Origin of the sequence: Shouchella miscanthi (assembly GCF_007725405.1) — a bacterium.
GTDB classification, from domain to species: Bacteria; Bacillota; Bacilli; order Bacillales; family Bacillaceae_D; genus Shouchella; species Shouchella hunanensis.
Genome location: NZ_CP042163.1, coordinates 1,907,097 through 1,919,538 on the forward strand (window position 1 = coordinate 1,907,097; position 12,442 = coordinate 1,919,538).

13 protein-coding genes and 1 riboswitch are annotated in these 12,442 nt (G+C 40.5%); of the genes, 9 read left to right on the forward strand and 4 right to left on the reverse strand.

What is annotated here, in order from left to right; all coding sequences use genetic code 11:
• The first annotated feature begins 117 nt into the window (after positions 1 to 117).
• Positions 118 to 858, forward strand: coding sequence for a hypothetical protein (locus FPV17_RS09710; protein WP_186370774.1), 741 nt, complete (start codon positions 118 to 120; stop codon positions 856 to 858).
• A 241-nt stretch (positions 859 to 1,099) separates the two neighbouring features.
• Complete coding sequence (locus FPV17_RS09715; protein ID WP_201769515.1) at positions 1,100 to 1,237, forward strand: hypothetical protein; 138 nt, start codon at positions 1,100 to 1,102, stop codon at positions 1,235 to 1,237.
• A 220-nt stretch (positions 1,238 to 1,457) separates the two neighbouring features.
• Here the strand turns inward: FPV17_RS09715 and gnd are convergent, their stop codons facing one another.
• On the reverse strand, positions 1,458 to 2,864 hold the full coding sequence (gene gnd / locus FPV17_RS09720) for an NADP-dependent phosphogluconate dehydrogenase (RefSeq protein ID WP_144558857.1): 1,407 nt from the start codon (positions 2,862 to 2,864) through the stop codon (positions 1,458 to 1,460).
• A gap of 121 nt (positions 2,865 to 2,985) precedes the next feature.
• Positions 2,986 to 3,711 (reverse strand): class I SAM-dependent methyltransferase, encoded by a 726-nt coding sequence (locus tag FPV17_RS09725; RefSeq protein ID WP_144558858.1) that lies wholly within the window; start codon positions 3,709 to 3,711, stop codon positions 2,986 to 2,988.
• Positions 3,712 to 3,974: 263 nt separating this feature from the next.
• On the opposite strand from FPV17_RS09725, the gene FPV17_RS09730 reads away from it, so the two are divergent.
• A complete protein-coding gene (locus FPV17_RS09730; RefSeq protein ID WP_246117163.1) occupies positions 3,975 to 4,973 on the forward strand; it encodes a peptidoglycan-binding protein in 999 nt (332 codons plus the stop codon).
• Positions 4,974 to 5,014: 41 nt separating this feature from the next.
• On the opposite strand, the gene FPV17_RS09735 is transcribed toward FPV17_RS09730, so the two are convergent.
• Positions 5,015 to 5,887 (reverse strand): cation diffusion facilitator family transporter, encoded by an 873-nt coding sequence (locus tag FPV17_RS09735; protein ID WP_144558859.1) that lies wholly within the window; start codon positions 5,885 to 5,887, stop codon positions 5,015 to 5,017.
• A gap of 159 nt (positions 5,888 to 6,046) precedes the next feature.
• Here FPV17_RS09735 and FPV17_RS09740 point away from each other — a divergent pair, with 159 nt between their 5' ends.
• The 6 genes from FPV17_RS09740 to FPV17_RS09765 all read left to right on the forward strand — a co-directional run bounded on the left by FPV17_RS09740 (position 6,047) and on the right by FPV17_RS09765 (position 11,561).
• Positions 6,047 to 7,129, forward strand: a complete 1,083-nt coding sequence (locus tag FPV17_RS09740; protein ID WP_144558860.1) for a branched-chain amino acid aminotransferase — start codon at positions 6,047 to 6,049, stop codon at positions 7,127 to 7,129.
• A gap of 20 nt (positions 7,130 to 7,149) precedes the next feature.
• Complete coding sequence (locus tag FPV17_RS09745; RefSeq protein ID WP_144558861.1) at positions 7,150 to 7,962, forward strand: HAD family hydrolase; 813 nt, start codon at positions 7,150 to 7,152, stop codon at positions 7,960 to 7,962.
• 25 nt (positions 7,963 to 7,987) lie between these two features.
• Positions 7,988 to 8,085, forward strand: a riboswitch (TPP riboswitch).
• 99 nt (positions 8,086 to 8,184) lie between these two features.
• Entirely contained in the window at positions 8,185 to 8,763 is a 579-nt protein-coding gene (locus FPV17_RS09750) for an ECF transporter S component (RefSeq protein ID WP_035396442.1), read from the forward strand.
• Positions 8,760 to 10,190 (forward strand): ATP-binding cassette domain-containing protein, encoded by a 1,431-nt coding sequence (locus tag FPV17_RS09755; RefSeq protein WP_144558862.1) that lies wholly within the window; start codon positions 8,760 to 8,762, stop codon positions 10,188 to 10,190. Before FPV17_RS09750 ends, FPV17_RS09755 begins: the two co-directional genes overlap by 4 nt.
• A complete protein-coding gene (locus FPV17_RS09760) occupies positions 10,168 to 10,962 on the forward strand; it encodes an energy-coupling factor transporter transmembrane component T family protein (RefSeq protein WP_437183317.1) in 795 nt (264 codons plus the stop codon). Before FPV17_RS09755 ends, FPV17_RS09760 begins: the two co-directional genes overlap by 23 nt.
• Before the next feature lie 17 nt (positions 10,963 to 10,979).
• Positions 10,980 to 11,561, forward strand: a complete 582-nt coding sequence (locus FPV17_RS09765; RefSeq protein ID WP_035396435.1) for a DNA-3-methyladenine glycosylase — start codon at positions 10,980 to 10,982, stop codon at positions 11,559 to 11,561.
• Positions 11,562 to 11,616: 55 nt separating this feature from the next.
• Here FPV17_RS09765 and kynA read toward each other — a convergent pair whose 3' ends face one another.
• Positions 11,617 to 12,441 carry a tryptophan 2,3-dioxygenase gene (gene kynA / locus FPV17_RS09770; protein ID WP_144558864.1) on the reverse strand — a complete coding sequence of 275 codons (825 nt, stop codon included), beginning with the start codon at positions 12,439 to 12,441 and terminating at the stop codon, positions 11,617 to 11,619.
• Position 12,442 lies beyond the last annotated feature (1 nt).

Sequence of the window (12,442 nt, forward strand, 5' to 3'; positions counted from 1 at the left end):
CGTTAAAATGATTGTATTCATTCTTCTATTCCTGTAGCATTGTCCATCCGTCATCTTATACAAATGAAAGACAAATAGAAATGTAGATAAATCGATATGAATAAGAGAGGAGACCATTTGTTTAGTCCAACTGATTGGTTACGGTTGTTTATGGCAGCTCTTTTTATCCTTCCGATTGTCACGGTTATACGTGAATCAGGTTATTATTTGGCTGCAACACTGCTTAGAGGTGAAAATAAAAAATTAATTATCGGTAGCGGTCCTACTTTTTTTAAGCTCCGAACGATAGAGGTTAGACGTTATTTCTTTATGTACAGCTGGATGGAATACGATGAATTAAAGCCAGGTAACCGTTTTTGGCATGGTTTCATCTATGCTGCACCAATTATTACAACAGGCACTTTTGCGTTTCTTGTAAATTCACTCGTGCTTGGTGACGTTTTACCGCCTAATATCTTTTGGACCACCTTTATTTTTTATTGCTTCTACTACATGCTTTTCGATGTGATCCCAGTCTATCTTCCAGACGGACAGCCTACTAATGGACGTGCTATTTTTGATCTCATTTGGCACGGTGAACGGTCAGACTTCAAAAAGCTTAGAGAAGAAAACGAGTTGAATGCTCAAGGAAGCCATGAACGGAGTAATACAGTAGCTCAAGAAGAAACTATGGAAAATCGAGATCGAGATGATGAAGAAAGAGACGATCATACAAATCCGGAATCCAATGAAACAATGGATGATTCCGAGTCAGATTTTGATGAACGACGTAGTTATACAGAATCTCAGGAGCAAACGAAAGAAAATCGAGATCGAGATGAACGTGCAAGAGGAAATCATGTAGAACCAGATAAGTAAAGGAACAAGTCAGTATGTTATTCACGCACAGATACTGAGAAGCAAAAAAAGCGCCGACGAACGGCGCTTTTTTTTTTGAACGAGAACGAACAGGTTGAAGAAGTTTTACTAAGGAAAAGCCGGTAAATGAGGGGTATGAACACTTGATAGAAATAGGCAATTTTTGAATAGAATTATACGACAGAAGCGGAGCTTTACCGTTTACAGTAAATAGTAAGCGTAAAAGAAGGGAGAAGTTCAAATGGAAAACATCTTATTGAATAACGGAATAAAGATGCCTGTTCTCGGTTTCGGTGTGTTTCAAATTGACGATCATCAACAGTGTAAACAAGCAGTTGTACAAGCAATTGAATCAGGCTATCGATTAATTGATACATGAGAGTGCTACTCAATTTAATCGCGAGTATGCACGACTATTTGGACGTCCGCCAAAAAAAGATAAGCTTCAATATAATCAAAACGTTTAACGAAATAGATTTTGTCAGTTTTGATGAATGGCTTGTTACGTTGAGAAAAAGTTTAGTGACATGCCTCATGTAAACACGAAAACCGCGATGGATAACTAAATCCACCGCGGTTTACTTTATTAATCGTCTAATTTATACCCAGTTCGTATGGAAAATACCGTCTTTATCAATACGCTTATACGTGTGAGCGCCGAAATAATCACGCTGCGCTTGAAGCAAATTAGCTGGCAAGCGTTCACTTCGGTAACTGTCATAATACGCAATGGCGCTTGAAAAGCTTGGGACAGGAACGCCGTTTTCAACAGCAAGTGAAATGACTTTTCTTAATGAGCTTTGATAAGAAGAAGCAATGTTTTCAAAGTAAGGATCGAGCAATAGGTTTGCTAGCTCTGGGTTACTTGAAAAAGCTTCCGTAATTTTATGAAGGAACGCAGCACGAATAATACAGCCTCCCCGGAAGATTCGTGCAACTTCTCCATATTGGATATCCCAATTCTGCTCATCTGACATTGCTTTTAATTGAGCAAAACCTTGAGCATAAGAAAGCACTTTACTAAAGAAAAGAGCTTTACGAATCTCTTCAATTAACGCTTGTTTGTCGCCTGAATAAGAAGAGATTTCTGGTCCAGAAAGCACTTTACTTGCTTGAATACGCTCTTCTTTAATTGCTGATAAGAAGCGAGCGAAAACGGACTCAGTGATGATCGATAGAGGAACACCTAGATCGAGGGCACTTTTGCTTGTCCACTTTCCTGTACCTTTTTGACCTGCCGAATCAAGAATAACGTCAACAAGTGCTTGTCCAGTTTCTTCATCTTGTTTTGTGAAGATGTCTGCGGTGATTTCAATTAAGTAGCTGTCAAGTTCGCCTTCATTCCATTCTTTAAAGACATGGTGAAGTTCCTCGTTTGAAAGACCAACAATCTCTTTTAATAGAGCATAGGATTCAGAAATAAGCTGCATATCACCGTACTCAATTCCATTATGAACCATTTTCACATAATGACCTGCACCATTAGGTCCAATGTATGTTGTACATGGTTCGCCATTTACTTTGGCAGAAATATCTTCAAAAAGTGGGCGAACGAGTTCATAGGCTTGCTTTTGTCCACCAGGCATAATAGAAGGACCCTTTAGTGCGCCTTCTTCGCCGCCTGATACACCAGCGCCGATAAAATGAACACCACGCGCTTCAACTCGTTCAGATCGACGAATGGTATCCGTATAATACGTGTTTCCTCCGTCAATTAAAATATCTTTTTCATCAAGTAAAGGAAGCAATGAGTCGATTACAGAATCAGTTACCTCGCCAGCTTGAACCATGAGCATAATTTTGCGAGGCGTTTCTAAAGAAGCAACAAGTTCCTCAAGGGAATAAGTCCCTACTAAGTTTTTCTTTTTCTCTAAGGCAATGATTTGGTTTACTCGTTCTTCGGAAACATCGTATAAAGAAACACGATACCCTTTACTTTCAAAGTTAAGGGCTAAACTTCTCCCCATCACGCCAACACCAATAACACCGATATTTTGCTTCGTCATTTCGTACGTCCTTTCTCTATTGCTTACCTGTAGTCAAGGCATGATTCTCTAAAAACTAATCATGCTCGAAGATTCGCTATGACCATACCACATGAAAGCGATTTCGAGCAAGCTGGGATTCTTACGTTTCTGTTTTTGACGCTTTTATGATAATGTGGCCAATTTTATCTTTATAGTTTGCCATCAATAATTGGTGTTGATGCATCTTTTCATAGAACTGGGTATTAATCGTCTCAGACGGTCGCATATCGTTTCCTTTGTCCGTTTCATCGTGCTGTAATGATTCTGCTGTGTACTTCTCCATCGTTTGAATGGTGCTAAAACCTGCCTGTGTTAATCGTTCTACCCATTGGTCAGATGAATAAAGTGACGTAAATCCATAGGCGTTTTGTAGTACAGTTCGCTCGTCATTTGACAAAGGGGCGAAGCAAACAAGCTCATTGATAAAAAGGGTGCCGCTTTTTTTAAGCACTCGATATAGTTCAGCTAAAGCGCGATCAATGGACACGAAGCTTAATACAGATTCTGTTAGAGCATAATCAACATAATCTTGCTCTAATGGAATCGCTTCTATAGATGCTTGATGTAAATCAACAGGTAAAAGGTTGTCTGTAAAACGTTGCTGTGCTTTTTTAAGCATAAGAGGATGGCATTCAAGTGCAACCATCTCACAATCAAATTGTTGTTTAATGTAGGCGGACGTTTGGCCAGTTCCGCACCCACAATCAAGAACAGTCGAACGTTCATCAATGTCCATATGCATAATCATGGCTATTGATTTTTTAAAACCACCAGGGTGGGCGCTACCAATTCCAAAGGCAGCAAGCATATCTGTGTAGTTGGTCATACATATCTCCCTCTTGTTTTTTACTATCGTATGACCTAGTAGTGGTTTCGTGCTTTTTATGACCGTTATATTGTTACAGATAGGTTACAAAAAGATTAAATGGACTGTAATAAGTATTAATTTAGGACAACGACGAGTAGGTATGGAACAGATTACAAGAAGGAGGCGTTCATTTTTTTATGAAGACTTCAGAGGCTTTTCGCCACCGTAACAAAAGGGGATTAATGAAAAATAGGGAAAAAGCATATAAGGAGAGGTTCGTAATGAAATATATGATCGGTATGATCGCTACATTCCTAATGGGGGTACTATTTTTACTGCCAGACCATACATATGCAACATCTGTTCAAACGATTGAAACAAACGAAGAAAGTGAACGGGTAGAGTGGTTACAAAGCCAATTAGTGGAACAAGATTTCTTAAAAGAAGAGGATATGTCTTCCATATTCGATGATGCAACGGTTGAAGCGGTGAAAGCCTATCAAGAAGAGCACGGTTTAAGTGTAGATGGAATTGTTGGAAAGCAAACGTTAGGTGCGTTAGAAATATTGCAAGAGGGGAGTCAAGGATTGCTTGTAGAAGCATTACAAAAAAAGCTGCAGGAGCTAAATTATTATAGCAGTTCAATTGATGGCCAGTTTGGTCCTCTTACAACACAAGCGGTGGTAGCTTTTCAACAAGCCAATCATTTACTTGTAGATGGCATTGCCGGTCCAGAAACACATGCACATCTTTATTACAATCAAACAAAGGTAGCCAATGTTGTTGAATCAACTCCGGCTACTAAGCAACAGGAAGAGCAAGAGGCACAAGCGGAACAAACAGAAGATACGACTACTAGTGAGGAAGAACAAACAGTAGAAGTGACAGCGGAAGCGGAAGTGAACAATAAAAAGAAAGAAGAAACGACTATAGAAGAAGAAACGACAGCAGTTGAAGAAGAAACGACTGTAGCAGTAAACGAATCTGCTGGTCAAACCATGACAATGGAAGCGACAGCATATACTGCTTATTGCGAAGGCTGTTCAGGTGTTACGAGAACAGGCATTGATTTACGTGCAAACCCAAATCAAAAAGTAGTCGCTGTTGATCCGAACGTTATTCCACTTGGTAGTAGGGTATATGTAGAGGGCTATGGCGAAGCAATTGCCGGAGACACAGGTGGAGCGATTAAAGGACAAAAAATTGATTTATACGTGCAAACAAAAGATGAAGCATTTCAATTTGGGCGTCAACAAGTACAGGTGACCGTGTTGAATTAAACAAGTAAGAAGCTGCAGAAACGACTGCAGCTTCTTTTGTTTTACGTTGTATCTGGCTCAACATGTACGGTTGTCTCTGTCACATCGTGTTGATCACGAAGTGTTTGCTCGATAAGGTCGGCAATCTCGTGACTAGTACGAACACTCATAGACGGTATGACTGTAATCGTTACATCAGCGTAGATGGTTGAACCGACTTGCCTTGCTTTAATGCCCAACAAATTTTGTACACCGTCAATCGCCAAAACCGTTGATTTAAATGGCTGGAGTGCTTCTTCACTAAATCCATCAGTTAACGAGTGACTCGCTTCTTTAAAAATAGACCATGCCGTATAACAAATGATAAGACCAATTAAAAAAGCCATTAAAGGATCAATCCAGCTCAAATGAAGATGGGAGCCAATAATTCCAATAACAACACCAATACTAACTAGGGCATCATTCTTATTGTCTTGTGAGGCCGCTTTTAATGCTTGGCTATTAATTTTTTCTGCTAGCTTGCGGTTAAAACGGTAGACGAAAAGCATAATAATCGCACTAAATCCAGCTACCCAAGCAGTAATGAAACGAGGTGCTTCAACTGGTTCATTTGCAAGCAGCGTAGTCCCAGCATTTAGGATAACTTGTAAGCCGATGACAGCCATGATAAACGAAGCTAGGAGTGCTGCAATATGTTCAGCCCGAAAATGACCGTAAGGATGATCGTGATCAGGTGGCTTTTGAGATATACGCAAGCCAACAAGAACAGCTACAGAAACAATAATGTCAGCAGCATTGTTATAGCCGTCAGCCACGAGGGCTTGCGACAAAAAGAGGTAACCGATAATTAGTTTTAAGCTAGCTAAGAAAAGGTATGTGCCTATACTTAGCCATGCACCACCTTCACCTTTACGCAATTCCTCGTAACGTCTCATTCTTCTTCCTTTCTTTGGTGCATATTTATTGTTCTTCATTAATGTTTAAACTGTTTGAAAATACAAATTCGTGTTATAGTTATATGATAAAAAATCCTATTTTGATTTAGTATGGACAAAGATACTTATTTTATAAGGAGTAAGAAAGGAAGCTTTTTTATGTCAGAACATACACTAGAAATTATGAAATGTACCCACGAAAAGACAAAGCCAGATCCAGATTCTCTCGTTTTCGGAACAGTCTTTACAGATCATATGTTTATTATGGATTATTCTGAAGAAAAGGGTTGGTACAGTCCTCGTATCATTCCATACCAGCCCTTAACACTTGATCCAGCTTCAATGGTATTTCATTATGGACAAACCGTTTTTGAAGGGTTAAAAGCGTATCGATCGAAAGAAGACGGAACCATTCGCTTGTTTCGACCGGATATGAATATTAAACGTCTTAATCGCTCTAGTGAAAGGTTAACGATTCCGCCTGTTGATGAAGAACAACTATTAAGTTATTTAAAAGAATTGTTGATTATTGATAAAAAGTGGATCCCCGAAAAAGAGGGAACCTCGCTTTATATACGTCCATTTATTATTTCAACGGAACCGAATTTAAGTGTGGCACCTTCTCATTCTTATAAATTAATGGTTATTTTATCGCCAGTCGGCGCTTACTACAAAGAAGGAATGTCGCCAGTTAGTATTTTAGTCGAGGAACGCTATACGCGCGCTGCTCCTGGAGGAACTGGTACAGCTAAAACAGCCGGCAACTACTGTTCTGCTTATAAAGCTCAAGAACGTGCCACGGCAAAACAAAAGTCGCAAGTATTGTGGCTAGATGCAAGCGAGAAGAAATACGTTGAAGAAGTCGGAAGTATGAACGTCTTCTTTAAAATAAATGGCGAGATCGTCACACCAAAGTTAAACGATAGTATTCTTGATGGTGTGACGCGAAATAGTGTCATTCAAGTTTTAAAAGACTGGGGATTAACAGTAAAAGAGCAGCAAGTTGAAATTGAAGAAATCTTTCAAGCTCATCGAGACGGTGTCTTAGAAGAAGTGTTTGGAACCGGAACTGCTGCGGTGATCTCACCAGTTGGACAATTAGAATGGAACGATGAAAACATTACCATTCATAATAATGAAACGGGTCCTTTAGCTCAGAAACTATACAATTACTTAACAGATCTACACGTTGGAAAAGAAGAAGATCGTTTCGGCTGGATTGTTGAAATCGATAATGATTAATGGTTAAAGCGAGGGAGCCGATGATAAAAGCCGTATTTTTTGATTTAGACGATACATTACTGTGGGATAAAAAAAGTATTGCCTTAGCATTTAAGCAGACGTGCTTGCAGGCAGCTGTTGAAAAAGAGCTCGATCCAAAGGAACTAGAGGAGTGTGTAAGGGAAGAAGCAAGAACGCTTTACCAATCCTATGAGACGTATCCTTTTACAGTAAACATTGGCATCAACCCATTTGAAGGATTATGGGGTAGCTTTCGCGACGAAGAGGAAGGCTTTAAAGCGTTAAGAGAGGTTGCGCCAGTTTATCAAAAAGCGGCGTGGCACGAAGGGTTAAAGCGAGTGGGGATTGACAATGAAGCGTTCGCACAACATCTTGCAAATCTATTCCCAGTCGAGCGTCGTAAGCACCCAGTTGTGTATGAAGACACGTTCTCAACGTTAAATGTGTTGAAGGATAAAGTTCATCTTGTTTTACTAACAAATGGCTCTCCTGATCTACAAAATACAAAGCTAGAATTAACGCCAGAGCTTGTACCATACTTTGATCATATTCTTATATCTGGGTCTTTTGGAAGAGGGAAGCCGGACGTTATGATGTTTGAAGACGCATTACATCGTCTCCATCTTGAACCTCATGAAGCGATAATGGTTGGTGATAATCTTCATACGGATATTAAGGGTGCAAATGCAAGCGGGATTCCATCCGTGTGGTTAAATCGAGATAGCCGATCAAATGAAACATCTATTCACGCCACATACTCGATTGAATCGTTAGATGAGTTGTTTCGTTTAGAAAAAGTCAAACATTCCCTTGATAAAGCTTCAAGAATGTGATCTAATTAGCTTAACAAAAAATTATAAATGCCACTAGGGGTGCGAAGAGCTGAGAGAGGATAAATCCTTAACCCTTTACCTGATCTAGATAATGCTAGCGAAGGGAAGTGCGATATGTAGAATGATTGGTTGTTTGTAAGTCCTAGCCAGTTTATTTGCATGCGTCGTTCCGTCGTCTAGATGGAACGTTTTTTGTGTTCGTAGTGGTGGACAGGAGTCGAAATGAAAAAGAAGAATAGGCTGACGTTAGCGGATATTATTGTGACAGTTATGATTGCCACTGTGTTTGCGGTTGTGTACCGATTATGGAGTCCTGTTACAGACGTTGTTGGATTATTTGGTTTACAACTGGAACAGCTTATCTATGGCATGTGGTTTATTGCAGGTACAATTGCGGCTTTGATCATTAAGAAGCCGTTCGTAGCTTTAATTGCTGAAACGGCTGCGGCGTCTGGAGAATTTATCGCAGGCTCCCCGTATGGTGGCATATTGCTTATTTATGGAATTCTTCAAGGAATTGGAATGGAATTAGCCTTTGCGCTATTCCGCTACAAAGTTTACTCCATCTGGACTGCCATGCTGGGTGGCGTGTTCGCAAGTTTTGCTTCAATTGGATTAGATTTCTTATATGCCAATATTGGTCAGTTGACAACGTGGGCGCTCGTTGTGCGAGTAAGCTTACGAACGATTGGTGCCATTCTCATTACAGGCGTTTTAGCTGCTAAACTGGTACAAGCATTGCAAAAGACAGGGGTTCTCGATTCGTTTGGATCGCACCACAAAGGAAGGCCGTTCTCATGAATGCGCATCAACCAATTGTATTAAAGGAGCTCACTGTACGAGATCAACAGAACGGGAAACTCATTTTAGATCGAGTTTCCTGTACAATTAAACCAGGTGAAAAAGTATTAATTGTAGGGCCAAGTGGTGCGGGGAAATCGACTTTATTACAAGTGATTGCTAAACTTCTTGATACAACGAACCAGTTTGAGGTAAAGGCTGAATCGTATCAAGTCCCACCGTGTAGCTATGTATTTCAAGATCCCGATTCGCAGTTTTGTATGCCTTATGTAGACGAAGAGCTTGCGTTTATGTTGGAGAATCAGCAAGTTGCTTCAGAAGATATGCTCGCTATTATAAAAAAAATGCTAACGACGGTTGGTTTACAAAAGGATCAACCCCATACTCCGATTCAAACGTTATCAATGGGAATGAAGCAGCGATTGGCATTGGCCTCTGCCATGCTCCATAACCAAGAATGCATGTTGTTAGACGAGCCTTCTGCATTACTCGATCCAGATGGTGCAGTCCAATTATGGAAAGAAGTGGCGAAGCATTCTGAAGGGAAGACGGTTGTAGCCGTTGAGCACCGTATTACGGAAGCACTCCCGCATATGGATCGCATTCTACTCTTTAATCATCGCGGACAGCTGGTAGCCAATTCTAACGCTACTGTTTTCTTTAACGAGTATCGAAAAGAGGTTATAGCTGCCGGCATCTGGCACCCACATTCATGGAGTGACTATGCAAGTGAAAAACAGTTTGCTAGCAGTTTTAAAAAGAAAAAAGAAGTGCTATCGCTTAGCGATTGGCAGCTGTTAAGACGAAAAAAACCACTCGTTACCGTTAAGGAAGCAACTGTGTATCAGAACGATTGGATTTGTATAACCGGCGTTAATGGCGCAGGTAAATCTTCGCTACTTTATGGATTGATGAATCTACTTCATCATAAAGGCCGATACACATTAAATGGGGGACTCGTTCATCGTAAAGAAAATGTGACAGATCGAATTAACTTTGTCTTCCAAAATCCAGAATTTCAATTTGTCACAACCAACGTGGAAGAAGAATTGCTCTTTTCTGCAACGAATCCCGAAGAAGATGCGCTAGTGAAGACGATCTTACAGCAATTTGGTCTTTCTGAACACCATGATGTGCATCCATACCGTCTTTCTGTTGGTCAAAAAAGACGGTTAAGTGTAGCGACAGCGTTTGTTCATTCAAAACCGTTTCTTTTTCTTGACGAACCTACGTTCGGTCAAGATGCTTTTCATACGTTTACATTGCTTGATTTAATGGAGGACTTTCGTCAATCAGGTGGGACAATTGTGATGGTTACACATGATGAAACGTTAGTTCAACTCTTTGCAACTCAAGAATGGCATGTGAAAGATGGAGCACTTTTTTCTAGTGAAGGGAGGCAGCTTGAAGGTGTACTCGCTACATGATACATTTCTCACAAGCATTAATCCAACAGTCAAACTCCTTTGTTTGCTAGCGCTTTTTTTTGTCATTGTGCTCATTCATAATCCAAATGTATTGTTGTTTATGGTTGTATGTGCACTTCTCGTAACAGTCTTCTTTTCGGGTCATCCAAAACGATATGTCCTCTTGTATGTTGCATCATTCGTGTTGCTATTTGTGTCTGCATCAACGACAATGATTTTTTTTGGACAAGGTGAAACAACATGGGTAAAATGGGGGCTACTTCATATTACAGAGGAAAGCTTCTACACAGGTCTTCATCTAGGCTTACGAGCAACATTATTTGCAACTCTTGGTTTACTGTTCCTTTTAACGACAAAGCCTGTACTCTTATTTTATTCCCTGATGCAACAGCTTAAACTACCACCGACGTTTGCTTATGCTTTTTTAGCGGCAGTGCGAATGCTGCCGATTATGGTAGGAGAGTTCCAAACGCTTCGCCATGCCTATCAAATTAGAAACGCGAAACAAAAGCCAAGAGGAAAACGATTGTACCGAGCTGTTTCATTTTACGTAATCCCGTTACTGACACAAGCGATTCGACGAGCACAACGACTAGCTGTAGCGATGGAAGCCAAGCAGTTTAACCAACAAAAACGAACTTTTTACTATCCTTTGACTTACCGTTGGGTTGATGGACAATTTCTCTTGTTGTTGGTCGTCTTTGTAGGAATTAGTTATACGCTAGGTCAAATGCTACCGATTGTGCCAACAACAGATATTCGACTGAGTTAATCGGAAAGGACATTTCTATGATAGTGGAAAGGATGCCAGCCAACTTTTATGCTCAATCAACTATTGAGTTAGCAAAAGCACTTATCGGGAACTACTTAGTTCATTTTCTTGATGGGGAGTTACTAGCAGGCAGAATTACAGAAACAGAAGCATACTTAGGTGTTTTGGACCGAGCTTGCCACAGTTACGGTAGAAAGCAAACCAAACGGACCCGAATTCTCTACGAGGAGCCAGGACATATTTATACGTATACGATGCATACACATTGCCTGTTAAATGTAGTAACGGAAAGAAGAGGTCAGCCTGAAGCAGTGCTCATTCGAGGGATTGAACCTGTATGGGGAATCGAAAAAATGGAATCTTTAAGAGGAAAGTCTGCTCTAGACAAACAGTTTGCAAATGGACCAGGTAAATTAACAAAAGCATTGGGTATTACAATGGAAGCTTATGGGGAGTCATTTATTGACGGTCCGCTCTATATTGGTTACAACGACAAGAAAAATGTAGCACCACTGCTGGTAAAAGCGACGAGGAGAATCGGAATCGATAACACGGGACAAGCAAAGTACTTTCCCTTTCGCTTTATTGAAGACAGATAAAAACGTACAAGCCTCGCATAAAAGCGAAGCTTGTACGTTTGTTTTATTGTGCTTTTTAAATCGTTGTCCGCAATTCCCAAAGCTCTGGAAAGAAGTAGTCGTCGAGCACAGCCTTTAAATAATGAACCCCTGCTGAGCCTCCTGTGCCTGATTTCATTCCAATAATCCGTTCAACTGTTTTTAAATGTCGAAAGCGCCATTGCTGATGCCAGTCTTCGAGATCCACGAGCTTTTCAGCGAGCTGGTAAAGGTTCCAATAGCGATTCGATTGTTGATAGACGACTTGCCATGCGTCTCTGACTGACTCGGTCGATTGATGACTTTTTGTCACATCTCGCTCTAAGACGGTTTTATCGGAAAATAACCCCGCTCGCGCAAGTGCTTGAATGGCCTCGTCGTAAAGGGTAGGCTTCTCGTAATCCACTTGCAATCCTGATAAGATGGTCGGCTCGTTTTCATAAATTTTTAAGATATGAGGTGTTTTTTTTCCTAATAGAAACTCGAGCTGACGGTGCTGATAAGATTGAAAGCCAGAAGCTTGCCCTAAACTATCGCGGAATTCGACATATTCGCTCGGTGTCAATGTAGCGAGAACATCCCACGCTTGAATAATTTGTGCTTGGGTTTTTGAAACTCGAGCGAGCTGCTTGAAGGCAGGTTGAAATTGATCTTGTTGAAGGGATGTAATCGCACCACGTATTTCGTGGAGCATTAACTTCATCCACAGTTCGCTTACTTGGTGAATCACAATAAACAGCATCTCATCGTGATGATCTGACAGTCGCTTTTGACTATTTAAAATCGGTTCTAGCTGCAAATAATCACTGTACGTCATTTTATCTTTAAAGTCTGTATAGGCAGAATGGCTGTTCTTTGTCATG

What these genes read in the sequence shown, in the direction of transcription:
- gnd (WP_144558857.1), bottom strand. Translation starts at nt 2,864, where the DNA reads ATGACGAAGCAAAATATCGGTGTTATTGGTGTTGGCGTGATGGGGAGA.
- FPV17_RS09730 (WP_246117163.1), top strand. Translation starts at nt 3,975, where the DNA reads ATGAAATATATGATCGGTATGATCGCTACATTCCTAATGGGGGTACTA.
- FPV17_RS09750 (WP_035396442.1), top strand. Translation starts at nt 8,185, where the DNA reads ATGAAAAAGAAGAATAGGCTGACGTTAGCGGATATTATTGTGACAGTT.
- FPV17_RS09715 (WP_201769515.1), top strand. Translation starts at nt 1,100, where the DNA reads ATGGAAAACATCTTATTGAATAACGGAATAAAGATGCCTGTTCTCGGT.
- FPV17_RS09725 (WP_144558858.1), bottom strand. Translation starts at nt 3,711, where the DNA reads ATGACCAACTACACAGATATGCTTGCTGCCTTTGGAATTGGTAGCGCC.
- FPV17_RS09745 (WP_144558861.1), top strand. Translation starts at nt 7,150, where the DNA reads ATGATAAAAGCCGTATTTTTTGATTTAGACGATACATTACTGTGGGAT.
- FPV17_RS09735 (WP_144558859.1), bottom strand. Translation starts at nt 5,887, where the DNA reads ATGAGACGTTACGAGGAATTGCGTAAAGGTGAAGGTGGTGCATGGCTA.
- FPV17_RS09740 (WP_144558860.1), top strand. Translation starts at nt 6,047, where the DNA reads ATGTCAGAACATACACTAGAAATTATGAAATGTACCCACGAAAAGACA.
- FPV17_RS09755 (WP_144558862.1), top strand. Translation starts at nt 8,760, where the DNA reads ATGAATGCGCATCAACCAATTGTATTAAAGGAGCTCACTGTACGAGAT.
- kynA (WP_144558864.1), bottom strand. Translation starts at nt 12,441, where the DNA reads ATGACAAAGAACAGCCATTCTGCCTATACAGACTTTAAAGATAAAATG.
- FPV17_RS09765 (WP_035396435.1), top strand. Translation starts at nt 10,980, where the DNA reads ATGATAGTGGAAAGGATGCCAGCCAACTTTTATGCTCAATCAACTATT.